Annotated in this window: 23 protein-coding genes; 15 read left to right on the top strand and 8 right to left on the bottom strand. The window is 67.0% G+C overall.

Translation table 11 applies throughout. From position 1 onward, the window contains the following. Positions 1-131 precede the first annotated feature (131 nt). The 3 genes from B4I46_RS20840 to cueR are packed head-to-tail and all read left to right on the top strand — an operon-like array spanning position 132 to position 3373. Positions 132-518, top strand: a complete 387-nt coding sequence (locus B4I46_RS20840; protein WP_054916634.1) for a hypothetical protein — start codon at positions 132-134, stop codon at positions 516-518. A gap of 54 nt (positions 519-572) precedes the next feature. Then, complete coding sequence (locus tag B4I46_RS20835) at positions 573-2975, top strand: heavy metal translocating P-type ATPase (protein ID WP_058540777.1); 2403 nt, start codon at positions 573-575, stop codon at positions 2973-2975. Beyond that, positions 2972-3373 carry a Cu(I)-responsive transcriptional regulator gene (gene cueR / locus B4I46_RS20830; protein ID WP_043860954.1) on the top strand — a complete coding sequence of 134 codons (402 nt, stop codon included), beginning with the start codon at positions 2972-2974 and terminating at the stop codon, positions 3371-3373. Before B4I46_RS20835 ends, cueR begins: the two co-directional genes overlap by 4 nt. Positions 3374-3377: 4 nt before the next feature. Here the strand turns inward: cueR and B4I46_RS20825 are convergent, their stop codons facing one another. Then, the gene (locus B4I46_RS20825) at positions 3378-4271 is read right to left on the bottom strand and encodes a PA4780 family RIO1-like protein kinase (protein ID WP_043860953.1); all 894 of its coding nucleotides are present in this window, start codon (positions 4269-4271) and stop codon (positions 3378-3380) included. A 192-nt stretch (positions 4272-4463) separates the two neighbouring features. After that, positions 4464-5255, bottom strand: a complete 792-nt coding sequence (locus B4I46_RS20820; RefSeq protein WP_088514185.1) for an AraC family transcriptional regulator — start codon at positions 5253-5255, stop codon at positions 4464-4466. 85 nt (positions 5256-5340) lie between these two features. Here B4I46_RS20820 and B4I46_RS20815 point away from each other — a divergent pair, with 85 nt between their 5' ends. Then, positions 5341-6357, top strand: a complete 1017-nt coding sequence (locus B4I46_RS20815) for a bile acid:sodium symporter family protein (RefSeq protein ID WP_058540779.1) — start codon at positions 5341-5343, stop codon at positions 6355-6357. Here the strand turns inward: B4I46_RS20815 and B4I46_RS20810 are convergent. Further along, positions 6344-7621 (bottom strand): acetyl-CoA C-acetyltransferase, encoded by a 1278-nt coding sequence (locus tag B4I46_RS20810; protein ID WP_286901652.1) that lies wholly within the window; start codon positions 7619-7621, stop codon positions 6344-6346. The genes B4I46_RS20815 and B4I46_RS20810 overlap by 14 nt on opposite strands. A gap of 124 nt (positions 7622-7745) precedes the next feature. On the opposite strand from B4I46_RS20810, the gene B4I46_RS20805 reads away from it, so the two are divergent. From B4I46_RS20805 to B4I46_RS20765, 9 genes are all read left to right on the top strand, one after another. Then, positions 7746-9098 carry a 3-oxoacyl-ACP reductase gene (locus B4I46_RS20805; protein ID WP_286901650.1) on the top strand — a complete coding sequence of 451 codons (1353 nt, stop codon included), beginning with the start codon at positions 7746-7748 and terminating at the stop codon, positions 9096-9098. A gap of 2 nt (positions 9099-9100) precedes the next feature. After that, positions 9101-9973, top strand: a complete 873-nt coding sequence (locus B4I46_RS20800) for a MaoC family dehydratase (RefSeq protein WP_088514183.1) — start codon at positions 9101-9103, stop codon at positions 9971-9973. A gap of 40 nt (positions 9974-10013) precedes the next feature. Continuing rightward, complete coding sequence (locus B4I46_RS20795) at positions 10014-10847, top strand: AraC family transcriptional regulator (protein WP_286901646.1); 834 nt, start codon at positions 10014-10016, stop codon at positions 10845-10847. Positions 10848-10896: 49 nt separating this feature from the next. Continuing rightward, positions 10897-11487 carry a LysE family translocator gene (locus tag B4I46_RS20790; RefSeq protein WP_104572955.1) on the top strand — a complete coding sequence of 197 codons (591 nt, stop codon included), beginning with the start codon at positions 10897-10899 and terminating at the stop codon, positions 11485-11487. Positions 11488-11608: 121 nt separating this feature from the next. Next, on the top strand, positions 11609-11914 hold the full coding sequence (locus B4I46_RS20785; protein ID WP_043860945.1) for a MazG-like family protein: 306 nt from the start codon (positions 11609-11611) through the stop codon (positions 11912-11914). Beyond that, positions 11911-12660 carry a methyltransferase domain-containing protein gene (locus B4I46_RS20780; protein ID WP_286901643.1) on the top strand — a complete coding sequence of 250 codons (750 nt, stop codon included), beginning with the start codon at positions 11911-11913 and terminating at the stop codon, positions 12658-12660. The genes B4I46_RS20785 and B4I46_RS20780 overlap by 4 nt, the downstream gene beginning before the upstream one ends. A 30-nt stretch (positions 12661-12690) precedes the next feature. After that, positions 12691-13320 carry a DUF4136 domain-containing protein gene (locus tag B4I46_RS20775; protein ID WP_286901639.1) on the top strand — a complete coding sequence of 210 codons (630 nt, stop codon included), beginning with the start codon at positions 12691-12693 and terminating at the stop codon, positions 13318-13320. A gap of 19 nt (positions 13321-13339) precedes the next feature. After that, a complete protein-coding gene (locus B4I46_RS20770) occupies positions 13340-13909 on the top strand; it encodes a DUF4136 domain-containing protein (protein ID WP_043860942.1) in 570 nt (189 codons plus the stop codon). A 105-nt stretch (positions 13910-14014) separates the two neighbouring features. Then, complete coding sequence (locus B4I46_RS20765; RefSeq protein ID WP_286901636.1) at positions 14015-15958, top strand: pilus assembly protein TadG-related protein; 1944 nt, start codon at positions 14015-14017, stop codon at positions 15956-15958. Here the strand turns inward: B4I46_RS20765 and B4I46_RS20760 are convergent. Further along, positions 15943-18618, bottom strand: a complete 2676-nt coding sequence (locus B4I46_RS20760; RefSeq protein WP_286901633.1) for a PAS domain-containing sensor histidine kinase — start codon at positions 18616-18618, stop codon at positions 15943-15945. The genes B4I46_RS20765 and B4I46_RS20760 overlap by 16 nt on opposite strands. After that, the gene (locus B4I46_RS20755; RefSeq protein ID WP_043860940.1) at positions 18615-19058 is read right to left on the bottom strand and encodes a TadE/TadG family type IV pilus assembly protein; all 444 of its coding nucleotides are present in this window, start codon (positions 19056-19058) and stop codon (positions 18615-18617) included. Before B4I46_RS20755 ends, B4I46_RS20760 begins: the two co-directional genes overlap by 4 nt. 75 nt (positions 19059-19133) lie before the next feature. Between B4I46_RS20755 and B4I46_RS20750 the strand changes: the two genes are divergently transcribed. Together B4I46_RS20750 and B4I46_RS20745 are read left to right on the top strand one after the other, a co-directional pair. Further along, positions 19134-19604, top strand: coding sequence for an A24 family peptidase (locus B4I46_RS20750; protein WP_043860939.1), 471 nt, complete (start codon positions 19134-19136; stop codon positions 19602-19604). Between the two features lie 134 nt (positions 19605-19738). Further along, complete coding sequence (locus tag B4I46_RS20745; protein WP_043860938.1) at positions 19739-20518, top strand: response regulator transcription factor; 780 nt, start codon at positions 19739-19741, stop codon at positions 20516-20518. A gap of 231 nt (positions 20519-20749) precedes the next feature. Here the strand turns inward: B4I46_RS20745 and B4I46_RS20740 are convergent, their stop codons facing one another. The 3 genes from B4I46_RS20740 to B4I46_RS20730 are packed head-to-tail and all read right to left on the bottom strand — an operon-like array spanning position 20750 to position 22586. Beyond that, a complete protein-coding gene (locus B4I46_RS20740; protein WP_088514179.1) occupies positions 20750-21007 on the bottom strand; it encodes a DUF3613 domain-containing protein in 258 nt (85 codons plus the stop codon). Beyond that, positions 21004-21687 carry a tetratricopeptide repeat protein gene (locus B4I46_RS20735; RefSeq protein ID WP_043860936.1) on the bottom strand — a complete coding sequence of 228 codons (684 nt, stop codon included), beginning with the start codon at positions 21685-21687 and terminating at the stop codon, positions 21004-21006. The genes B4I46_RS20740 and B4I46_RS20735 overlap by 4 nt, the downstream gene beginning before the upstream one ends. 14 nt (positions 21688-21701) lie before the next feature. Further along, positions 21702-22586 (bottom strand): type II secretion system F family protein, encoded by an 885-nt coding sequence (locus tag B4I46_RS20730; RefSeq protein WP_078481558.1) that lies wholly within the window; start codon positions 22584-22586, stop codon positions 21702-21704. Position 22587: the final 1 nt, after the last annotated feature.

Genomic DNA, 22587 nt, shown 5'->3' with positions numbered 1-22587 from the left:
CTACCTCCTTGGGATTTGAGCGCAGTCTCAAGCTTGCCATCGGGGCAAGGTCAAGTGCATGCCGAACTGGAAATCCGCGCCAAGCTCGGCCAAGCTGCGCCCTTGTCGAACGATCAGCAGGAGATTCATTCATGGGCAGGGCAGCATTGGGCCTTATCGGTTTGCTCGGGTTGTGCAGCATCGTGCCCCTGGCCAGCGCCGAAGGGCCGTCGGACTACAGCGTGTTGATCATTTCCCGCGAGCGTCTGGAGGTCGCCACGTCCTGCGAGATCGGCATCTATCTCAACGACCAGCTGTCGGCGCGACTGTTCCAGGAACACTCCACCTCGTTCAACCTGCCGGGCGGCCCGGTGAACGTGCGCCTGCGCCTGCTTCCCGGGCAGGCACCGGGTTGCAACAACGGCATCGAGAACCAGCGCAGCACGCGAATCAACGTACTGGCGGGCCAGGTCAACAAGTACCGCATCGTCATGGACAACAATGGCCTCAGCCTGAAGAAGGCCGCTCTGGGCTATTGACCTTGCCAATGGGGTAAGGTTGATGCTTGGCGCCTGTCCAAGGAGGAGAGCCCCATGTCCGCATCAACCACCTTCGATCTGCCGATTCAAGGCATGACCTGCGCCAGCTGCGCCGGTCGTGTCGAGCGCGCCCTGCGCAAAGTCGCCGGCGCCGAACACGTCAGCGTCAACCTCGCTACCGAACACGCCCGGGTGCAAGCCCCTGCCGACGCCCTGCCGGCACTGGTCGACGCCGTCAGCCAGGCCGGTTACAGCGTGCCCGCCCAGAGCCTCGAACTGCAGATTGGCGGCATGACCTGCGCCAGCTGTGCCGGGCGCGTGGAGCGGGCCTTGAACAAGGTGCCCGGCGTACAGCGGGTCAGCGTCAACCTGGCCAACGAGCGCGCGCACATCGAGCTGCTGGGGCAGGTCGACAGCGCGCTGCTGATCGACGCGGTGACCCAGGCAGGTTACACGGCCAGCCTGCCGCAAGCGGGCAAGGCCGACCAGGCCGACGCCGAGCGACGCCTGCGCAAGGAGCGCTGGTCGGTCGGCCTGGCCATACTGCTGGCCCTACCGCTGGTGCTGCCGATGCTGCTGCAGCCCTTCGGCATCCACTGGATGCTGCCGGCCTGGGCACAGTTCGTGCTGGCCACCCCCGTGCAGTTCATCCTGGGCGCACGCTTCTATGTCGCGGCCTGGAAGGCGGTACGCGCCGGGGCCGGCAACATGGACCTGCTGGTAGCCCTGGGCACCAGCGCCGGTTACGGCCTGAGCCTGTACGAATGGGCACGGGCCACTGCAGGCAGCATGCCGCACCTGTATTTCGAAGCCTCGGCGGTAGTCATCGCCCTGGTGCTGCTGGGCAAGTACCTGGAAAGCCGCGCCAAGCGCCAGACCGCCAGTGCCATCCGCGCCCTCGAAGCCCTGCGCCCTGAGCGCGCCCTGCAGGTGATCGACGGCCAGGAGCGCGACGTACCCATCAGCGCCCTGCGCCTGCATGACCTGGTGCGGGTACTGCCCGGCGAACGCTTCCCGGTGGACGGTGAGGTGATCGAGGGCCAGAGCCATGCCGACGAAGCCCTGATCAGCGGCGAAAGCCTGCCCGTGCCCAAGCAGCCGGGCGACCGCGTGACCGGCGGCGCCATTAACGGCGAAGGCCGCCTGCTGGTAAGTGTGCTGGCCCTGGGTACTGAAACCGTGCTGGCGCGCATCATCCGCCTGGTCGAAGACGCCCAGGCCGCCAAGGCCCCCATCCAGAAACTGGTCGACCGGGTCAGCCAGGTGTTCGTGCCAGCCGTGCTGGTGCTGGCCCTGGCAACCCTGGTCGGCTGGTGGCTGGCCGGCGCGCCAATCGAAACCGCGCTGATCAATGCCGTGGCCGTGCTGGTCATCGCCTGCCCCTGTGCCCTGGGCCTGGCCACACCCACCGCGATCATGGCCGGTACCGGCGTGGCCGCGCGCCACGGCATCCTGATCAAGGACGCCGAAGCGCTGGAGCGTGCCCATGCAGTCAACCGCGTGGTGTTCGACAAGACCGGCACCCTCACTTCCGGCAGCCCGCGCATCGTTCACAGCAAGGCCCAGGGCATCGAGGCAGGCGAACTGCTGCAACTGGCCGGCGCCCTGCAACGCGGCAGCGAACACCCGCTGGCCAAGGCGGTACTGGATGCCTGCCAGGAGCAGGGCCTGACCGTACCCGACATCGACGACAGCCAATCGCTGACCGGCCGCGGCATCGCCGGCCACCTCAATGGCCGCGACCTGGCCCTGGGCAACCGTCGCCTGCTGGAAGAAAGCGGCCTGCAACCGGGTGAACTCGCCACCAGCGCCCAGGCCTGGGAGGCCGAGGGGCGCACCTTGTCGTGGCTGATCGAGCGCGGTGCGCAACCACGCGTGCTGGGCCTGTTCGCCTTCGGCGACAGCCTCAAGCCTGGCGCAGACGCCGCCGTACGCCAGCTGAGCCAACAGGGCATCAGCAGCCACCTGCTGACCGGCGACAACCGCGGTAGCGCCAAGGTGGTGGCCCAGGCCCTTGGCATCAATGACGTGTACGCCGAGGTGCTGCCGGCCGACAAGGCCGCCACTGTTCTCGAACTGAAGAAATCGGGTGTGGTAGCGATGGTGGGTGACGGCATCAACGACGCGCCGGCCCTGGCCGCCGCCGACATCGGCATCGCCATGGGTGGCGGCACCGACGTGGCCATGCAGGCCGCCGGCATCACCCTGATGCGCGGCGACCCGCGCCTGGTACCGGCCGCCCTGGAGATCAGCCGCAAGACCTACGCCAAGATCCGCCAGAACCTGTTCTGGGCCTTCATCTATAACCTGATCGGTATTCCGCTGGCGGCCTTCGGCCTGCTCAACCCGGTGCTGGCCGGTGCGGCCATGGCCCTGTCGAGCGTCAGCGTGGTCAGCAACGCCTTGCTGCTCAAAACCTGGAAACCGCAAACGCCGCCACAGGACGATGCCCCATGAACATCGGACAAGCCGCCAAACGTACCGGCCTGAGCGCCAAGATGATCCGCTACTACGAGTCCATCGGCCTGCTCAAGCCGGCCTCGCGCAGCGACAGTGGCTACCGCCTCTACCAGCAGGACGACCTGCACGCGCTGGCATTCATCAAGCGCTCGCGAGACCTGGGGTTTTCATTGGAGGAAGTGGCCAAACTGCTGACCTTGTGGCAGGACCGCCAGCGCGCCAGCGCCGACGTGAAAGCCCTGGCCAACGAGCATATCGCCGACCTGAACCGGCGCATCGACGAGTTGGTGAGCCTGCGCGATACGCTGAGCGAGCTGGTCGCCCACTGCCAGGGGGACGATCGCCCCGACTGCCCGATCCTCAAGGACCTGGCAGCCGGCAGCTGCTGTCACTAGCGCGTTACTGCATCCACGGCGGTGGCGGTTCCTCGGCCTTGGCCGGGCCGTTCTCCGCCTCGGCGCGTGCAGCCTGCCGGCGCGCCTCGTCCAGGCGCGCCGCTTCGATCTCGCGCATCACCCCGTCGACATCGGCGCTGTGCTCGTCCTCCGCGAACTGCCCGCTCAGCGGGCTTTCCGGAGTCAGCTCGCCGGCCTCGTACAACGCCCACATTTCCTTGGCGTAGCGGGTGGCCTTGAGCTCCGGGGCAAACTGGCCGAAGTACCCGGCCATGTTCCCCACATCGCGCTCCAGCATGCTGAACGCATGGTTGTTGCCGGCCGCATCCACCGCCTGGGGCAGGTCGATGATCACCGGGCCGTCAGGGCCGAGCAGCACGTTGAATTCCGACAGGTCGCCATGCACCAGGCCGGTGCACAGCATCAGCACGATCTGGCGGATCACGAAGTCGTGGTACTCGCGGGCCTGATCGGCCTCCAGGTGCACGTCGTTCAGGCGTGGCGCCGCATCGCCATGGGCATCGGACACCAGCTCCATCAACAGCACGCCATCGAGAAAGTCGAACGGCTTGGGTACCCGCACGCCGGCACTGGCCAGGCGAAACAGGGCTGCCACCTCGGCATTCTGCCAGGCCTCCTCGGCCTCCTTGCGCCCATACTTGGAGCCCTTGGCCATGGCCCGCGCCTGGCGGCTGTTGCGCACCTTGCGGCCCTCCTGGTATTCGGCGGCCTGACGGAAGCTGCGCTTGTTGGCCTCTTTGTAGACCTTGGCGCAGCGCAGCTCGGTACCGCACCGCACCACGTACACCGCGGCTTCCTTGCCACTCATCAGGGGTCGGATGACTTCATCGACCAGCCCGTCTTCTATCAGTGGTTCTATGCGTTTTGGAGTCTTCATCGGCTTTTGTTCTGGGTCCTGTTTTGCCAAACACACGGGTATCACGGGTTGCCGGCCATCGTCTCACAGCCATGAGCCAGATGCGCGCTCACGATACAACAAGGCCCTCAAAGGAAGTGGACCCGATAATGTCCAAATAATTTAATCCCGCCTGCACCGAGTGCCTCGTGGCTTCCCGAACATGGCAGACACTCACTGCCTGAACAGTTCCCCCGGCGTCGCCCCGAACAAGCCCTTGAACGCCACGATGAACGCCGACGTCGACTCATAGCCGCAACCCAGCGCCGCCTGGGTCACGCTCTGCCCCTGCTCCAGCGCCTGCAGCGACGACAGCAGGCGCATGCGCTGGCGCCAGCCGCGAAAGCTCAGCCCCGTCTCGCGCTGAAACAACCGCATCAGGGTCTTCTGCGAACGCCCCAGGCGCTCGGCCCAGTAGGCCAGGCCGGCGTCCTGCTCCGGGTGCGCCAGCAATGCATTGCACACCTCGAGCAGGCGCGGGTGCTGCGGCAGCGGCAACGAAAAACCCACCTCGGGCAGCCCCTGCAACTGCTCCAGCAGCACCTGCACCAGATGTGCCTCGGGGCTCTCGCCTTCGGCGTAATCCACCGGGAACAGGCAGAACTGCTTGATCAGCTCACGGGCCAGCGGCGTCACCTCCAGCACCCGGCAGCGCGGCCCGGCCCACGCCGCATCGGCCTGACGCACATACAGGCTGCGCATTTCGGCACGGGTCGAGGTAATCACCTCATGCTCCACCCCGGCCGGTATCCACACGCCCCACTGCGGCGGCGCAAAAAAACTGCCCTCGGCGGTGTACACCCCCAGCACCCCGCTGATCGCATAGGAAAACTGTATCCAGTCGTGTCGATGACGCGGCGTCCACGAGCCGGCCCCCAGGCTTTCGGCACGCGCATACAGTGGCCGCGGCAGGGCATCGAGCAGCGGGATTGGGCGTGGCAGCAGATTTTGTCCGTTACTCGGCATCGCTTGGCCTTGTGTCGCGAGACGGAAGAATGGCCACAGGTTAGCCTGCCGCTTCGTTATTACAAGATGATTCGCAGGCCCGCCTATGCAAGCTCACCTCAAGCGCGTGGTAACCGACTGGTTCCTGTGCGGCATGTTTCTCGCCACCTTCCTCGCCTGGCTGTTCCCGCACTTCGGTGCCAGCGGCGGCTCGATGCACGCCGAATACGTGATCAACATCGGCGTGTTCGTGGTGTTCTTCCTGCACGGCATCAACCTGTCCAGCGAACAGATCCGCCATGGCCTGAAGAACTGGCGCCTGCACCTGATGGTGCAGGGCTTCACCTTCGTGGTGTTCCCGCTGCTGTGGTGGCTGGGCAACAGCGTGCTGGGCAGCCATGTGCCGGCGCTGCTGATGCTGGGCTTTCTGTACCTGTGCGCCCTGCCCTCGACCATCTCCTCGTCGGTGGCGCTGACCGGCAGCGCCGGCGGCAACGTGCCCGCCGCAATCCTCAACGCCAGCCTCTCCAGCGTGCTGGGCATCTTCCTGACCCCGTGGCTGGTGAGCCTGGTGGTGGGCAACGGCAGCGATGGCATCGACCTGGGCGCCACCCTGCTCGACCTGTGCGCCATGCTCCTGCTGCCGCTGGTGCTGGGGCAGTTGCTGCGCCCGTGGCTGGGCCGCTTCTTTGCCCGCCACAAGCGCTACACCAACGTGATGGACAAGGTGGTGATCCTACTACTGGTGTACGCGGCGTTCTGCAACTCGATGATCTCGGGGCTGTGGCAGCAGCAGGGTGGCTCGGTACTGCTCACCGCCGTTCTGGGCAGCGCGTTGCTGCTGGCGCTGATCCTGTGGCTGACCACCCGCAGCGCGCGGCTGCTCAGGTTCAGCCAGGCCGACGAGATCGCCGCAGTGTTCTGCGCCAGCAAGAAATCCCTGGCCGCCGGCGCACCGATGGCCGCATTGATCTTCGGCGCCCATCCCGGGCTGGGGCTGATTCTGCTGCCGATCATGATCTATCACCCGCTGCAGTTGATCGTGTGCTCGATCATGGCCGAACACTACGCCAACCGCCCGGCGCCCCTGGCCAAGGAGGCGCCGCTGGTCAGCGCTCGATGATCGCGGTCACGCCCTGCCCGCCCGCGGCGCAGATCGAAATCAGCCCGCGGCCCTGGCCGGCCTCGTCCAGCAGCTTGGCCAGGTTGGCCAGAATGCGCCCGCCGGTGGCGGCGAACGGGTGCCCTGCAGCCAGCGAACTGCCCTTGACGTTGAGCCTGTCGCGGTCGATGGCGCCCATCGGCTCGCTCAGGCCCAGCCGGCTCTGGCAGTAGTCGGCGTCTTCCCAGGCCTTCAGCGTGCACAGCACCTGGGCGGCGAAGGCTTCGTGAATCTCGTAGAAGTCGAAGTCCTGCAGGGTCAGGCCGTTGCGCTCCAGCAGTCGAGGTACCGCATAGGCCGGCGCCATCAGCAGCCCCTCCTGGCCTTTGACGAAATCCACCGCAGCATTCTGACCATCGAGAAAATACGCCTTGATCGGCAGCCCGCGCTCGCGCGCCCACTCTTCGCTGGCCAGCAGTACCACCGAAGCGCCATCGGTCAGTGGCGTGGAGTTGCCCGCCGTCAGCGTGCCCTTGGCGCTGCGCTCGAACACCGGCTTGAGGCTGGCAAGTTTCTCCAGGGTCAGGTCCGGGCGCAGGTTGTGATCGCGGGTCAGGCCCAGGAAGGGCGTGAGCAGGTCATCCTGCCAGCCTTCGGCAAACGCCCGGGCCAGGTTCTGGTGGCTGCGCAAGGCCAGCTCGTCCTGCTCGGCACGGCCTATCTGCCAGGTCTGCGCCATCAGCTCGCAGTGCTCGCCCATCGACAGCCCGGTACGCGGCTCGCCATTGCGCGGCAGCTCGGGCTTGAGGTGCCAGGGCCTCAGTTGCAGGAACACCTTGAGCTTGTCGCCCGTGGTCTTGGCCCGATTGGCCTGCAGCAGCAACTTGCGCAGCCCCTCGTTGACCGCAATCGGCGCATCGGAGGTGGTGTCCACGCCGCCGGCAATGCCGCTGTCGATCTGCCCCAGGGCGATCTTGTTGGCCACCATCAGCGCGGTTTCCAGCCCCGTGGCGCAGGCCTGCTGCAGGTCATAGGCCGGGGTCTGCGGCGACAGCCGCGAGCCCAGCACGCATTCGCGGGTCAGGTTCATGTCGCGCGAGTGCTTGAGCACCGCGCCCGCCGCCACTTCGCCCAGTTGCAGGCCATGCAGGCCGAAACGCTCCACCAGCCCTTCGATTGCCGCAGTCAGCATCGCCTGGTTGCTGGCCGTGGCGTAGGGCCCGTTGGAGCGGGCGAACGGGATTCGATTGCCGCCGATGATCGCGACCCGACGTAAAGCGCGCATGCACAGACTTCCTTATTCCGAGACGGGATAGACCCGCTATAGCGTAGGTGTTTTTTCGCCAGTCGAACGACCGAAGGCGAAACATGGTCCACACTTTGGTGCTTAATTTCCGGGAGACGTTCACATGAGCGACCGCTATATCGACTTCGCCAACTCTTCATTCGGTCGGCGCGTGGCCGGTGCCGTCGGCCTGCCCACCCCCGCCCGCCTGGAGCGCTGGGAAGCCGGCAGGCTGCGCCCGGTCGAAGGCGCCCTGCTGCTCGGCGGCGGGCCGCTGGTGACGAACGTGGCCGCCTTTGCCAGGCGCCTGACCGACGAGGTCTACAGCTATGCCGATGAAAGCCTCGAACTGCCGGCCTGGGTCGCGGGCCTGGGGCCCAAGCTCAAGGCCGTGGTGTTCGACGCCAGCCACCTGAGCGACAGCGACCAGCTCAAGCAACTGCGCGAGTTCTTCCAGCCGCTGCTGCGCAGCCTGGCTGCCAGTGCGCACATTGTGATCCTGGGGCGCGCGCCCGAATCGCTGGACGACCCGCTGGCCAGCGTGGCGCAGCGGGCCCTGGAAGGTTTCAGCCGTTCGCTGGCCAAGGAACTGCGCAACGGCGCCACCCTGCAACTGCTGTATGTGGATAAGGCCGCGCAGGACCAGCTCGAAGGCGCGCTGCGCTTCTTCCTCTCGCCCAAGAGCGCCTTCATCAGCGGCCAGGTGCTGCGCCTGACCGCCTGCGCCACCCAGGTACAGGACTGGTCGCGCCCGCTGGCCGGGCGCAAGGCGCTGGTCACCGGTGCGGCCCGCGGCATCGGCGCCGCCATTGCCGAAACCCTGGCCCGTGACGGCGCCGAGGTGGTGCTGCTCGACGTGCCCCAGGCCAAGGCCGACCTCGACGCCCTGGCCGCGCGCCTGGGTGGGCGCAGCGTGGCGCTGGACATCTGCGCCAGCGATGCATCGGCGCACCTGCTCGAAGCGCTCCCCGAGGGCATCGACATCGTCGTGCACAACGCCGGCATCACCCGCGACAAGACCCTGGCCAACATGACCCCCGAGTACTGGGACGCCGTGCTCGCGGTCAACCTCAAGGCCCCCCAGGTGCTGACCCAGGCGCTGCTCGACGGCGGCGCGCTGCACGACAACGCACGCATCGTGCTGCTGGCCTCGATCAGCGGTATCGCCGGCAACCGCGGGCAAGCCAACTATGCCGCCAGCAAGGCCGGCCTGATCGGCCTGGCCCAGGCCTGGGCGCCGCTGCTAGCCAAGCGGGGTGCCAGCATCAATGCGGTGGCCCCCGGCTTCATCGAAACACGCATGACGGCGGCCATCCCCTTCGCACTGCGCGAAGCCGGGCGACGCATGAGTTCCCTGGGCCAGGGCGGCCTGCCGCAGGACGTTGCCGAAGCCGTGGCCTGGCTCGGACAGCCCGGCAGTGGCGCGGTCAACGGCCAGGTGCTGCGCGTATGCGGCCAGGCCGTGATGGGGGCATGAGCATGGACCGACACTGGCACGATCTGCACCGCACGCAAGGGCTGAGCGGGCTGTACCTGAAGGCTGCGCGCAAGCGCAGCATCACCGGCGACAGCCTGCCCGCCAGCGGCCTGCACTGCGCCATCGGCGTGAATCCACAGCGCCTGCAGGCCTACCGCAAGCTCTGCCACTTCGGCGACGACAGCCACCTGCCGCCGACCTTCCCCCATGTGATGGCGTTCGCCCTGCAATTGCAACTGCTGACCGCCGACGACTTCCCGTTCCCGCTGCTGGGCCTGGTGCACCTGAACAACCGCATCCGCGTGGTGCGCCCGCTGGGTGGCATCGGCACGCTGCGCTTCAGCGTGTTCGTCGACAACCTGCAGCCCCACGCCAAGGGCGCGACCTTCGACCTGATGACCGAAGCCGAAGACAGCCTGGGGCTGCTCTGGCACGAGCGCAGCCGCATGCTGTGTCGCGGCGTCAAGCTCGAAGGCGAGCCACCCGCCGTCGACACCCCTGAACCGCTGCCTCTGGGCGAGCTGACCCGCTGGTATGCCGACAGCGACATCGGCCGGCGCTACGCCAAGGTCTGCGGCGACTACAACCCCATCCACCTGAGCGCGCTCAGCGCTCGCCTGTTCGGGTTTCCCCAGGCCATCGCCCATGGCATGTGGAGCAAGGCCATGGCGCTGGCCGCGCTGCGCGGGCACCTGCCGCTCAGCGGCTACGAGGTGGACGTGGCCTTTCACAAGCCCGTGCGCCTGCCCAGCGAAGTGGTGCTGGAGGGCAGCGCAGTCGCACCCGACGGCCAGTTCCGCCTGGTGGGCCACGGCGACCTGGTGCACATGACCGGCAGTTGGCACACGCTGCACGAATCTTCTAGACCTGCCTGACGGACCGGGCGATAACGGTTTTCTTTGCCGGTAGCACACGATGAACAGCAACTGGATAGACCTGCGCCAGGAGCCCGATACCGGCATCGAGACCCTGCGCGCGCATTTTCGCGGGCATGCCTATGATCCGCACTGGCACGACAGCTACCTGGTGGGCGTGACCGAACAGGGCGTCCAGCAGTTCACCTGTCGCCGCGCCCGCCACCAGAGCACCCCGGGCAAGGTGTTTCTGCTCGAACCCGGCGAGTTGCACGACGGCGATGCGCCCAGCCCCGAGGGCTTCACCTACCGCATGCTCTACCTCGACCCGCAATGGCTGGAGCGCGAGCTGCGCGGCTTCACCGAGCATGCCCCGCCCGCCGGCCAACCCGGTTTTGCCCACACCCTGGCCAGCGACCCGCGCCTGGCAGCGGCCACCGCGTGCGCCTTCCAGTCGCTGCACGAGCCGGAGCTGCGCATGGTGCGCCAGGCGGCACTGGACCAGTTGCTGGAGCACCTGAGCGGGCATCTGCAATGGCGCCGCCGGCTCGACCCCGACCCGCGCCTGCCGCTGGTGGCGCAAAGGGCGCGCGACTACCTGCATGCACACCTGCACCACGACATCGGCCTCGAGCAACTGGCCGCAGCGTGCAACATCGACCGCTTTCGCCTGAGCCGCGCCTTCAAGGCCGCGTTCGGCCTGGCGCCCCACGCCTACCTGGTGCAACTGCGCCTGGCCCATGCACGCCGGCTGCTGGCGGCAGGGTCGAGCCCGGCACAGGTGGCGCCAGCGCTGGGCTTTGCCGACCAGAGCCACCTGGGGCGCTGGTTCCTGCGCGCCTATGGCATGACCCCTGCACAGTACCGCAGGCGCTGCACAAAGCTTCCAGACTGACGCGCGCCAACACGCGAGCATGCAAGCCCCTCTACCAAGGAGCCTGCCCATGCTGGCCTTCATGCTGTTTGCCTTCGTTGCGTCCATCACCCCCGGGCCGACCAATTTCCTGGTACTGAGCAACAGCGCCAGCCATGGCCTGCGCGCTGCATTGCCAATCATCCTGGGGGCCGGTGCAGGGGCCGCGCTGATCGTCTGGCTGGTGGGCAGTGGCATGGGCGAAGCACTGTTCCGGGCCCCGGCAGTGCAGCCGCTGCTCAACGGGCTGGGCGTGGCCTGGCTGACCTGGCTGGCCTGGAAGATCTTTCGCAGCCCAGTGCAGGTGCAGCAATCGGGCGCGACGTCGGCCAGGCTGGGCCTGTGGGGCGCGGCGGCGTTGCAGGTGATCAACCCCAAGACGTGGATGATGGCGCTGGCGGTGGCCAGCGTGTTCATCGATGCCGCAGCCAGCGACCGCCTGCTGCAGGTGACGCACCTGAGCCTGGTGTTCTTCGTGATCGCGCTGCCGTGCCTGGGTGGCTGGGCCTTGCTCGGCAGCGGGGCGCGGCGCCTGAGCGGTTCGCCGGTGGTGCTGCGCCGGGTCAACCAGGGGCTGGCGCTGCTGTTGCTGGTGTCGGCCTGGGCAAGCCTCTGGCAGTGAGGCCCATGCACCTGACACAGGGCTTGTAGGAGCCGGCGTTGCCGGCGAACAGGCCAGCACAATCCCCTGAAAAACCCGCCGACCCGCGCTAAGCTACGCCGCACGAGGAGAGCCCCCACCCATGAACCTGCAAGAACTCACCACCCGCCTGCACACCATCCGCGACAACAACGACTGGCGCGGCTTCCATAGCCCCAAGAACCTGGCCATGGCCGCCAGCGTGGAAATGGCCGAGCTGGTGGAGATCTTCCAGTGGCTCAGCGAGGACCAGTCGCGCCAGCTGTCCCCCGAGCAGCTCGAACACGCCGGCCAGGAAGTCGGCGACGTGGTGCTCTACCTGTTGCTGCTGTGCAGCGAACTGGGCCTGGACATGGACCAGGTGGTGCGCAGCAAGCTGGCCGACAGCGAACGGCGCTTCGCCCGATGAAAGACCGCCACTTCGACGCACTGGCGACCCGCTTCGCCGAAAAGATCTACGGCGGCGCCAAGGGCGCCATCCGCCTCGCGGTGCTCCAGGCCGACCTCGCCGAAGCACTGCCCGACCGCCCCCTGCGCGTGCTCGACATCGGCGCGGGCCTGGGCCACATGGCCCTGTGGCTGGCCGAACGTGGCTACCAGGTGACCCTGGCCGAACCCGCCGCGCCTATGCTCGAGGGCGCCCGCGAACGCTTCGCCGCCGCCGGCCAGCCGGCCACCTTCATCCAGGCGCCCTGGCAGGAACTGCTCGGCCAGCTCACCGAACCCTACGACCTGGTGCTGTGCCACGCCGTGCTCGAATGGCTGGCCGAACCCGAGACCATCCTGCCGGTGCTGCACCAGCTCACCCGCGCCGACGGCCTGCTGTCGCTGGCCTTCTACAACCGCGACGCACTGGTGTATCGCAACCTGCTCAAGGGCCATTTCCGCAAACTGCGCGGGGCCAGCTTGGCCGGTGAAAAGCAGAGCCTGACCCCGCAAAAACCACTTGATCCGCGCGAACTCCGGGCGCACCTTGAAGGTCTGTGGGATATACACAGCGAGAGCGGTGTACGGGTGTTCCACGACTACATGCCCGTCGAGTTCCAGGCCAAGGCAGAACTGCTCGACCTGCTCGAAATGGAACTGGCGCACCGCCGCCACCCGGCCTTCGCCTGCCTGGGCCGCTACCTGCACTGGATGTGCCACCCACGCTGAGTACCGAGCCGTGTCTGCCGGGAGACTGCCATGCCGTACCGTTTGACCCTGGGCCTGTTGTGCCTGGCCCTGGCCGCCTGCCAGGGCAGCAACCCGTATGTGGCCAGCTCCCGACCGCTGCCGCCGGCCCCGCCCCAGGCGGCCACCACCTTCGACGCCAGCGCCTACCCGGCACCGGCCCGTGACTATGGCCGTTACCGCAGCTGGTCATGGCGCAACGGCCAGCTCCCGGCCGGCAGCGCCTCCAGCGACCCGGCCGAGCTTGCCGACGCAGTCAGCGCCGCCCTCGACCAGCGCGGCCTGCGTCCTGCGCGCAACACCCGCAGCGACCTGCTGGTCAGTGCCGACCTGCGCATGGAACGGCGCCTGCGCCAGGTGCGCGACGATTACTACCCCTATGACAACTACGGCTACGGGGGCATCGGCTACAACCGCTACGGCGGCTATCGCAACGGCTATGGTGTGTATGGCAGCGTGCCGATCATACGCACCTACCAGGTCGACGTGATGGTGGTGCGCCTGGACCTGTTCGATGCCGGCAGCGGCCAGCCGGTCTGGAGCGCCAGCGCAGAAACCACCAGCCAGGGCTCACCGAGCGAGCGCGCCCGCGCCCTGCGCGATGCCGTGCACAAGGCCCTGGATGGCTACCCCCCAAGCTGAAGGCAACCGGAGAATCATCATGCTGCGCCGTCTCGCTCTACTCCCCCTGTTGGCCCTGTTGGCGCTGCTCGGCGCCTGCCAGAGCAACAACGTCACCCAGGACTTCGATGCCAGCCGCGACTTTGCGGCCTACCGCAGCTGGAGCTGGCAGGAGCCGGCCCTGCAATATCGCCCGGACGACCCGCGAATCAAGAGCGACCTCACCGAGCAGCGCATCCGCCAGGCCGTCAGCGAACAGCTCGACCAGCGTGGCCTGCGCCCGGCCCAGGGCAACGCCAGGGGTGACCTCAAGGTGCAGACCTACCTGATCGTCGAAAACCGCCAGCAGCAGATCACCACCAACTACGGCGGTGCCTGGGGCGGTTACTGGGGTGGCTACTGGGGCGGCCCGGCCTACAACGAGACCCGCAGCGTCGACTACAAGGTCGCCACCATCCAGGTCGACCTGTTCGACAGCCGCGACGGCAAGCTGGTATGGCGCGGCAGCGCCGAGCAGATCATGAACAACTACCCGCCCGGCCCCACCGAGCGCAACACCGCGATCCAGAATACCGTGGCCAAGGTACTGGCCAACTACCCGCCCCACTGAGCCGGCGATGGCCGGTCGCCACCTCAAGGCGACTGGCCATTATCTTGACTACACTTCTTTGACGCATGCGTTCGCGCACGGCCTGGTGCCGGCAAAGGAGTGCTCGTGGCTACCCGATTCCCAACCCGGCAGCGTGGCGCGATCGGCCTGATGGCCGCCCTGACACTGGCCCTGGCGCTGGTGTTCGCCCTGTTGGTGATCGATAGCGGGCGGCTCTATCTGGAACAGCGTTCGCTGCAGCGGGTGGTCGACATGGCCGCCCTCGAAGCGGCTGGGCAAAGTGCGGTGTGCACCGGCAGCGGCCCGCAGGCGGCGACCGTCACCCAGGCCAGCGCCGCACGCAACGGCTTCGCGCCCGGCGCCAAGCATACCCTGGCCACCACCTGCGGCACCTTGCAGACCGGTGCCGGCAGCCGGCGCACCTATACCGTCAACCCGAGCAAGAGCGAAGCGATCCGGGTCAGTGCCAGCAGCACCGTGGCCACCAGCATTGCCGCCGGTGTACAGGCCCTGCTGAGCGGCGTCGCCGTGCCGGCCACCACCACCCTGCACGCCAGTGCGGTGGCCTCGCTGCCCAAGCCGCCACAGGCGATGCTGCGTCTGCAAACCACGCTGGCCGTGGTCGACTCGCGAAAATCCGCTCTGCTCAATGCACTGCTCGACCCGCTGGGCGGCAAGGCGACCCTCGATGCCCTCGGTTGGCAAGGCATCGCCAACGTCGACATCAACCTGCTTGCCTACATCGACCAGTTGGCCGTGAATGTTGGCGTCGGCGTCGGCCACTACGACGAGCTCCTGGCCAAGAACCTCAAGGCCACGGACCTGATCAAGGCAGCCATCTACGTGGCACAACGAGGTGGCGCCACGACCAAAGTCATCGCCGATCTGGGCAAGGTGCTGGCCGCCGCCAATATCGAAACCGACCTCCAGCTGGGTAGCATCCTCGATATTCAGAGCGGCACAGTCGCCTCAGGGCTGGATGCCAGCGTGCAACTGCTCCAATTGCTGCAGGCCGTGATCCTGCTGGCCAACAAGCAAAGTGCAGCGGTGGTTGATCTGCCCCTGAGCGTACTTGGCCTACTCAGCGGCTCGATCAAACTGAAGGTCGTCGAGCCGCCGCAGTTCTCTGCAGTCGGCAACCCGGTCAAGGCCAAGGCCGCGCCACTGGGCAGCGACCAGATCATGGTCAAGACTGCGCAGATACGCGCCATGGTGTCGATCAACATGGGGCTGCTGAGCGGCATCGGTGGCCTGGTTGGCGCCATTTCCACGATTGCCTCGCCCCTGACCTCTGCAGTCAGCAACCTGCTGGGGCTCAACCTCAAGGGCACCATCACCGCACTGCTGTGCGTAGTGGGGCCATGCGAGGCAGGCGACATCGTGCCCTTCGGCTCACCCACCATCGACATCAGCCTGGAGGTCGCGCAAGCACGCAGCTACGTGACCGACTACAGCTGCGGGGCCAGCAAGAGCCTGACTGCACGCACCGACAGCGCCGCACTCGACCTCAAGCTGGGCAAGATCGTGCCGGCCAGCAACTTCAACAGCAGCCCAACCGTGTATCCCCTGCCACTGATCGATATCGGCACACGCACCTGCAGCCTGCTGCTGATATGTGGTCCGCACAAGGAATTCACCGGGGGTGGCGTCGGCATAAAGATCGACACTGCGCTGCTCAAGAGCAGTAACGTCGACCTTCTGTTCAGCGCAGTCAACAGCACCACACCGCCCGATATCGGCAAACCGCCCGCGTACAACACGAGCCAGGCGACCAACATCCTGCAGAGCCTCACCACGACGGTCGACGGCATCGAGCTGCAGGTCTACCGCCCCCAGAACGGCAACCTGCTGGGCAGCCTGTTGGTAGTCGCCGACGAACTGCTGACAAGCGTGAGAAAGCTGCTGGATCCGGTCATCGAAAACCTGCTCAGCCCCCTGCTGGACCCGATCCTCAACAGCCTGCTCAAGGGGCTGGGCATCGACCTCAACCATGTCGAGGTCGGTACCAATCTCACCTGCGGCAGCAACCGCGCTCAGCTGATGCTCTGAACCGGCAGCTCGATCACGAAACACGCGCCCTCGGCGCCATTGTGTGCGCTGAGCAACCCGCCCATGCCCTCGATGATTCCGCCACTCACCGACAGGCCCAGCCCGGTCCCCACGCCGCTGGGCTTGGTGGTGAAGAACGGCTCGAAAATCCGCTCCAGCAGCCGCGGGTCGATGCCGCCGGCATTGTCGCGCACCTGCAGGCGCACCCCACCCGCCACCGGCTCGGCCTCCACCGCGATCCAGGGGCGCAACTGCGGGTCGGCCTCACGCCGGCCCAGCAAGGCGTCGCGGGCATTCACCACCAGGTTGATCAGCACCTGCTCCAGCTGATCGGCATGGCCGCGCACATGGCAGCCGCTCAGCGCCGGGCCCAGGTTCAGCGCCACGCCCTTGCCAGCCAGGCCGTCGGCCAGCAACGACACGGCACCCTCAACCGCCTGCCAGGGCTCGAACAGTTGCTGTTCGACCTCCGAACGCCGCCCGAACACGCGCATGTGGTCCACCACCTTCGAGGCCCGCAGCACCTGCGCATCGATGCGCCTGAGCTTGTCCTGCAGGTATTCCACCTGCACGTCGCCGTTCTCCAGGCGCTTGAGCGCGTTGACCACCGCCATGCGCATCACGTTCAACGGCTGATTGATCTCGTGGGCGAGGCCGGTGGCCATTTCGCCCAGGGTGGCCATCTTCGCGCTCTGCAACAGCTGCTGCTGGCTGCGCCGCAGCGCCGTGTTGTCGCGCCCCACCGCCTGCACCTCCAGCAGACGGCCCTGCTCATCGAACAGGCCGCGGTCGGACCATACCCACCAGGCATGTTCGCGCCCCGGCAGTTGCAGGCAGATTTCGGCACTGCTCACCGGCTGCTGCGGGGTCAGGCCGGCCAGGCGCTGCACGAACGCCTCGCGCTGGGCCGGCGACATCCACTGCCCCAGGTCGCTCCCGGGCAACTGGTCAGGTAGGCACTCCAGGTAGTCGGCCAGCGGGCGGTTGCCGAACAACACAGTCAGGTCGGGCCGGTAGCGGCAGATCATCGCCGGCGAGTCCTCCACCAGCACCCGGTAACGTTCCTCGCTCTCGCGCACCCGCTCGGCGGCCAGGGTCGCCTCGGTCACGTCGAGCCAGATACCCACGGCTTCCACCGGCAGGCCCAGGTCGTCACGCAGCAGGCGCGCTTCATCCAGCACCCAGTGGTAGATGCCCTGCGCATCGCGCAGGCGGTAGCGGCTGCGCACCTGGCCCTCGCGCAGCAGGTCGCGGGTACGTTGCAGCCACAGCGCCTGGTCGTCGGGGTGTACCCAGTGCGCCGGTTGCAGGTCGGCAGCGGGCGTCCAGCCAAGCAGCGGCTGCAGGCTGGCACTGAAGAATTCGGCCTGCAGCGCGCCGGCGTCATAGCGCTGGATATAGATCACTGCCGGCGAGCTGGCGATCAGGTTGTCCAGCCGTGCGTGCGCGGCACTGGCCTGCTGCTCCTGGGCCTTGATATCGCTGATGTCGAGCATGAAACCCTGCAGACGTCGCTGCTGCCCCTGCCCGTGCACATCGCCACAGATGCGGTACCAGCGCAGCGACGCGGCCTGCAGGCGCACGCACAGTTGCAGGCTGCAGCCCTCGCGCTGCAGCGCCTCGAACGCCAGTTGCGCCGCCTCCCGGTCGGCCGGGTGCAGCAGCGCCCACCAGGCCGGCAGCGCCAGTTGCGCACTCACGCCGAAACTGGCCGCCAGCCCCGGTGCCAGGTGCAGGTAGGGCTCGTGCAGCGACCACTCCCACCAGCCCGCACCGAGCAACCCCTGTACATTGTCCAGGCGCTGCTGGCTGGCCTGCAGCCGGTCGCCCGCCAGGCGCGCCAGCAGCGGCTCGGCCATGGCATCGAGCAGCAGGGGGGCCGCCTCGGGCCGGGCCTGCCCGCCCTCGTCCGCGCACAGCAGCCAGGCCTGGGCCTGATGCTGCTGCGCATGGCCCACCACATACAGCGGGTGAGTCGGGCAGAGCACCTGCAAGGCCGGAAACTCGGCGCTGCACAGCACGCGCCCCGACGGCAGGTGGTCGAGTACCGCGCTCAGGCGTGCATCGTCGGCCCAGGGCACGCTCGATGCGTCCCGCGCGAAGGTGTGCCAGCCGCCAGGGGTGCGCAGCAGCAGCGCCGCCCAGCCCATGCGCCAGTGCCAGGCCAGGCGCTGCAACTGCTCGGCGGCCACCTGGGGCAGGCGCTCCAGGCTGCAATCGCGCAGTGCTGCGCCGACCTGGCGGGCCAGTTGCTGCTGGCGCCGGGCATCCTGGCCCTGCTGACGCTGCTGCAGCAGATCGCCCACATCGAACAACTGCAACAGCCAGTCCTCGCCCTGGGCCAGCAACCAGCCGCGGGTGTGCAGGGTGCTGCCATTGGCGGTTCTGAAGTCCAGGTCCAGCGGTTGTGCCTGCCAGTCGGCGGGCTCGCCTTCGAGCACCAGCAGGCTGTGCGCCTGCACGTAATCCTGCACCCGCGCAGCAGCCTGCGCGGGCAGCGCCAGGGCACTGCGCAGCGGGCCGCCCAGGCGCAGCACGCGGCCCTTGTCATCGAGCCACAGCTGCAGGCCCACCGCCGCCGGTACCGAGGCCTGCGGTGCGGCCACCGCGGCGGCCGGGCGCCCGCGCCAGCGATCGAACAGGCCGTGGCCACCGCTCAAAGCTGAAGGCTCGCGGTGGCGCCAAGGGTTGCCGGCAGGCGTGGCACCTCGCCCACCACCGGCAGGTCGAGCACCGGCAGCACCGTCGTGAGCCGGGCCTTGGCGTAGTTGATGCGCACGGTCAGCAGGTTGGTGTTGCTCAGGGTCACGACCGCGTCGGTGCCGGGCTGGAACTTCAGCGTTCCCGGCATCCACGCCAACTGCTGGGCCAGTACCTCGCGGGCCAGTGCCGGCACATCGGTGCGGTAGGTGGCGCTGGTCGGGTCCAGCGCCATGCAGCGACGCACCGCCTCGCTGCTGGCCTGGTGGAACGACTGCAGCATCAGCAGTGGCAGGGCGTAGCTGACCACCCCGTAGAACACCGCGAAGAACACCACGAACACGGCGGCGAATTCGATCGCCGCCGCACCTTTTTGCCGTCTTGCAAGGCCTGCTTTCATGATCGCGTCTACCCTGACAATGACACCCGCAATCAAGCATAGAATCAATCACGACCAAGGGATGGCATTTCGCCTATGCAAAGCATCGTCCTGCTGCTGTGGCTCGCATTGTGTGCCGAACAGGATGCCCGAGAAAGGCAGATCAACAACACCTTGACCCTTGGCGCCGCAGCCTGCGCCCTGGCCTATCTCTTCATCACCGGGCACACCTGGATCGGCGCCGATGCCAGCGAGGGCGGCTGGGCGCTGCTGATCGTGATGCTGCTGACCCTGCCCGGCTACATGCTCGGGCGCCTGGGCGCCGCCGATGTGAAACTGCTGGGTGCGTTGGCGCTTGCCACTGATCGGATGTACCTGCTGGGCACCTTTATCGGTGCCGGGGTGGCGGTGGTGATCTGGTTGCTCAGCCGCCGCTGGCTGTGGTCCCTTCTGAGTCAGAAGGTTAAGCAACGCTTCAGGCAGGTGATCGAAGAAGCGTCAAAAAAACAGCCCTTCGCCCCCTTCGTGCTGGCCGGCTTTTTATTGGCTGCGGTATGGATCCATTGATCGAACAACCCGTCTAACCTGCTGTACATACGTTGTACATAGCCGCCAACTGCGTCTATTTTTCTAGTCACTGCCCCTCGATACCACAAGCTTCATGGCCGTACCAGGAAGGGCACGTCAGCAGGGAGTTGCGTGTGAACAAGCCAGTGAGTCCATTCAAGGTGTTGATCGTCGACGACCAGCCGTTGATCGTCGAAGAGCTGTGTGAATTCATCGAGGGCAGCGGGTACCGGTGCGTACCGTGCCACAGCAGCCAGCAGGCCATCGAGCGGTTTACCGAAGACCCGGCAATCGGCCTGGTGCTGTGCGACCTGCACATGCCCGAGCGTGACGGCATCGAGCTGGTCAAGGCGCTCAAGGCCATTGCCGGCAAGCAGCGGATCTTCGAGGCAATCATGCTCACCGGGCGGGCAGAGAAGCAGGATGTGATCAAGGCGCTGCGCGAGGGGTTCGCCGACTACTACCAGAAGCCGGTGGACCTCCCCGAATTGCTCGAAGGGCTCAAGCGCCAGGAGACCGCGTTGCTGGAGCGGCAGAAGAACTTCCAGCACCTGGGCCACCTCAACCAGAAGCTGCAGTACCTGGCCGAGTCCATCGACGACCTCTACCAGGACCTGGGCAAGGCCCGCGAGCAGGTGGTGGGCACGGGCCTGGGTGGCGAGGATGCAACGGCAGCCGAGAGCATGCCGGCGATCTTCGACCAGCTGTCACCGCGCCAGCTGGACGTCGCGCGGCTGGTGGGCAAGGGCCAGACCAACTATCAGATCGCCTGCGAGCTGGGCATTACCGAGAACACGGTGAAGCTGTATGTGTCGCAGGTGCTGCGCCTGACCCACATGCACAACCGCACCCAGCTGGCCCTGGCGCTGGCGCCCAACCCCTCGGCGCTGCGTCAGCGCATCACGGCGCATTGATCGAATTCTTGTGGGAGCGGAGTAACCCGCTCTCACGGGTTTTCGCTCTGTGCAAGGACTGCTTCTGGCCGAAGGCCGTGGGAGCTGGCTTGCCAGCGAATCGAGCGCGAAGCGGTCGAGTGCACGGTGTATCAGGCAGACCGGGGCGCAGGCCTAGCTGTCGCTGTGCGCCAGATCGCGGATGAATCCGCTCAGATACAGGGCTGCTCCCACCGCTGGTGCAATGCGCTCTCACTTGTCGCTATTGCTGGTCTTCTCCCACCGGAAGAAATCCGGAATCACGTATTTGTAGGTATCCAGCCAGCGTTGCATGCTCTGGTCGCGCTCCTTGGGCGTGGCGCTCTGCGGGGTCTTGGAGGCCTGCGCGCCGCTGGCCTGCACCTGCAACCACGCCTCGGTGGCCGACTGTGCCCTGGACGAAGGCCCGGGCTCGATCGCCTGGGCAAGGCCCGGCAGCACTACCAGCATCACCAGTATCCGACTGTTCATGACGACCTCTGCACGGCAGCCACACTGCCAGGTTTGAGTTGTTGGGCGCGCGCCTGCGCTTCGTTGAATTGCGCCGCACTCAGGCCCAGCCGGCTCACCAGGTCGGCCGCCTGCTGCCATTTGTCCTGGTACAGCAGCAAGGTCACCAGGTTGACCGCCGCCAGACGGTCGCTGTCCTTGAGTTCGATTGCAGTCAGAAACTCGAAGCGCGCCTGCTCCAGCTTGCCCTGGTTCAGGTACACCACCCCCAGGTCGTTGCGGATCTTCTCGTCGGTGGGGGCCAGTTGCATGGCCCGTTGCAGATGCTGCAGCGCCTGCGCGTTGTCGCCACGGGCCGCCGCCATCTGCCCCAGCCCATGCTCACCCTCGGCCGCCAGGCACCCGCCAAGCAGGCTGCGGTACAGCGGCTCGGCCTCGCTGCGTCCAAGCAGGCGCAGTACCTTGGCCTTGCGCACCCGCACCTGGGCCAGATCGGCCGGCAGCGCCTCCAGGTGCGCAAGGCTGGCATGCGGGCGCCCGTCGGCAAGCATCTCATCGGCCATGTTCAGCGACAGCTCCTGGCTCGAATCGGGCTTGGCACAACTGGCCGTCGAGCCCGGCATGGCCAGCCACGGCGCCGAGCCATCCGTGGCGCAACCACCGAGCAACAACAACCCCAGCGCCGCGATGCATGCCTTCATTGCGTCCACTCCTCTCAAGCCCCGAATGCCCTGGCCAGGGCGGTGAAGCCCGGGCCGGCGAGTACGATCAGCAACGCCGGGAACAGAAACAGCATCATCACTGCCGACATCTTTCCCGACATCTTCGAAATCCGTTCCTGCAAGGTGGTCAGGCGCCGGTCATCGAGCAGTTGCTTGAGCGCCAGCAGCGACTTCATCGCCCCGCCCCCCTGGGTCAGCAACTGGCGCAGGATGATGCAGGTGTCGCTGAACGCCTCCACCCCCAGCAACTGCGCGCTCTTCTCCAGCTCCGGGGCCAGCGCCAGCCCCGAATCGACCCGTGCCAACAACAGCCGCAACTCCTCGCTCAGCACCGGCAGCAGGCGCTGCCCCTCCAGGCTCAGCAGGCGCAGGCTCTGCTCCACCGCCAGGCCCGACTCGAACATGATGCGCAGCAGCGGTATGAAGGTCGACACCTCCTGCGCCACCTGGCGCTGACGGCGTGCCGCCAGCAGCGCCAGCAACCGCTTGGGCAGCAGGTAGCCCAACCCCAGCCCCATCAGCGGGAACAACCAGGGCGAACGGCTCTCGCGAAAGAACACCTCCTGCACCAGCACCGCCGCCCCCATCAGGCATAGCGGCAAGCCCACCTGGCAGGCCGCGAACAGCGAGCGCTGGCGCGAACGCCGCCAACCCACCCGGTCGAGCAACTGGCGGGTCTCGCCGTCCAGGTTCAGCGAACGCTGCCCCAGCCGGCTGTCGCCCATGCGCTGCAACCAGCCGCGCAGTGCCGGCTCGTCCGGCGCACGCCCCTGCAGGCGTTGCTCCACCAGGCGCTGGCTGCGCCGCTGACGCAGCCACTGACCCAGCAGCAGGGCGAACGCGCCAAACAACAACACCGCACTGAGCAACAAGGCCATC

It is taken from the genome of Pseudomonas sp. UBA7500, assembly GCF_002478435.1.
Classification (GTDB): Bacteria; Pseudomonadota; Gammaproteobacteria; order Pseudomonadales; family Pseudomonadaceae; genus Aquipseudomonas; species Aquipseudomonas palmensis.
This window is presented reverse-complemented; position numbering and strand designations above follow the sequence as displayed.

Excerpts from the sequence above, each read along its gene's own strand:
- B4I46_RS20840 (WP_054916634.1), top strand. The coding sequence starts at position 132 with ATGGGCAGGGCAGCATTGGGCCTTATCGGTTTGCTCGGGTTGTGCAGC.
- B4I46_RS20835 (WP_058540777.1), top strand. The coding sequence starts at position 573 with ATGTCCGCATCAACCACCTTCGATCTGCCGATTCAAGGCATGACCTGC.
- cueR (WP_043860954.1), top strand. The coding sequence starts at position 2,972 with ATGAACATCGGACAAGCCGCCAAACGTACCGGCCTGAGCGCCAAGATG.
- B4I46_RS20825 (WP_043860953.1), bottom strand. The coding sequence starts at position 4,271 with ATGAAGACTCCAAAACGCATAGAACCACTGATAGAAGACGGGCTGGTC.
- B4I46_RS20820 (WP_088514185.1), bottom strand. The coding sequence starts at position 5,255 with ATGCCGAGTAACGGACAAAATCTGCTGCCACGCCCAATCCCGCTGCTC.
- B4I46_RS20815 (WP_058540779.1), top strand. The coding sequence starts at position 5,341 with ATGCAAGCTCACCTCAAGCGCGTGGTAACCGACTGGTTCCTGTGCGGC.
- B4I46_RS20810 (WP_286901652.1), bottom strand. The coding sequence starts at position 7,621 with ATGCGCGCTTTACGTCGGGTCGCGATCATCGGCGGCAATCGAATCCCG.
- B4I46_RS20805 (WP_286901650.1), top strand. The coding sequence starts at position 7,746 with ATGAGCGACCGCTATATCGACTTCGCCAACTCTTCATTCGGTCGGCGC.
- B4I46_RS20800 (WP_088514183.1), top strand. The coding sequence starts at position 9,101 with ATGGACCGACACTGGCACGATCTGCACCGCACGCAAGGGCTGAGCGGG.
- B4I46_RS20795 (WP_286901646.1), top strand. The coding sequence starts at position 10,014 with ATGAACAGCAACTGGATAGACCTGCGCCAGGAGCCCGATACCGGCATC.
- B4I46_RS20790 (WP_104572955.1), top strand. The coding sequence starts at position 10,897 with ATGCTGGCCTTCATGCTGTTTGCCTTCGTTGCGTCCATCACCCCCGGG.
- B4I46_RS20785 (WP_043860945.1), top strand. The coding sequence starts at position 11,609 with ATGAACCTGCAAGAACTCACCACCCGCCTGCACACCATCCGCGACAAC.
- B4I46_RS20780 (WP_286901643.1), top strand. The coding sequence starts at position 11,911 with ATGAAAGACCGCCACTTCGACGCACTGGCGACCCGCTTCGCCGAAAAG.
- B4I46_RS20775 (WP_286901639.1), top strand. The coding sequence starts at position 12,691 with ATGCCGTACCGTTTGACCCTGGGCCTGTTGTGCCTGGCCCTGGCCGCC.
- B4I46_RS20770 (WP_043860942.1), top strand. The coding sequence starts at position 13,340 with ATGCTGCGCCGTCTCGCTCTACTCCCCCTGTTGGCCCTGTTGGCGCTG.
- B4I46_RS20755 (WP_043860940.1), bottom strand. The coding sequence starts at position 19,058 with ATGAAAGCAGGCCTTGCAAGACGGCAAAAAGGTGCGGCGGCGATCGAA.
- B4I46_RS20750 (WP_043860939.1), top strand. The coding sequence starts at position 19,134 with ATGCAAAGCATCGTCCTGCTGCTGTGGCTCGCATTGTGTGCCGAACAG.
- B4I46_RS20740 (WP_088514179.1), bottom strand. The coding sequence starts at position 21,007 with ATGAACAGTCGGATACTGGTGATGCTGGTAGTGCTGCCGGGCCTTGCC.
- B4I46_RS20735 (WP_043860936.1), bottom strand. The coding sequence starts at position 21,687 with ATGAAGGCATGCATCGCGGCGCTGGGGTTGTTGTTGCTCGGTGGTTGC.
- B4I46_RS20730 (WP_078481558.1), bottom strand. The coding sequence starts at position 22,586 with ATGGCCTTGTTGCTCAGTGCGGTGTTGTTGTTTGGCGCGTTCGCCCTG.